Origin of the sequence: Mycobacterium simiae (genome assembly GCF_008370645.1) — a bacterium.
Taxonomy (GTDB): Bacteria; Actinomycetota; Actinomycetes; order Mycobacteriales; family Mycobacteriaceae; genus Mycobacterium; species Mycobacterium simiae_A.
Genome location: NZ_VTZN01000525.1, coordinates 1 through 464 on the forward strand (window position 1 = coordinate 1; position 464 = coordinate 464).

The window sequence follows — 464 nt, forward strand, 5'->3', positions numbered from 1 at the left end:
AGTCTTTAGCACCGCCCACCCCAACAAACACGCTGTGCTCAGGGGTCTGGGGGTAGCGCCCGAGCGGATCGCGTCGTCGCGGACGCTGGATTTCGTCGACGCGTTCGCCGCCGCGACCGACCACCAGGGCGTCGACGTGGTGCTCAACAGCTTGGCCGGAGACTTCGTCGACGGCTCGCTGCGCTTGTTGCCCCGCGGCGGGAGTTTCGTCGAAATCGGCAAGACCGACATCCGGGTTTGCGGAGAGATTGTTCAGGCCCATCCCGGCGTCGCCTACCAGGCCTATGACTTGCACGTGGCAGGGCCGGAAGATCTTCGCCAGCCATGGACGAGGCTGACCGAACTGTTCACCGCGGGCATGCTGCGGCCCTTGCCCACCACCAACTACGGCCTGCTGCAGGCGCGCCAGGCGTTCCGAGACATGAGCCAGGCCCGCCACACCGGAAAGATCGTGCTGATTCCTC

1 protein-coding gene is annotated in these 464 nt (G+C 65.7%); it reads left to right on the top strand.

The annotated features are described in order from the left end of the window. A partial coding sequence (locus F0Q45_RS26730) for a zinc-binding dehydrogenase (protein ID WP_149656673.1) occupies nucleotides 1-464 on the top strand: 464 nt, incomplete at both ends.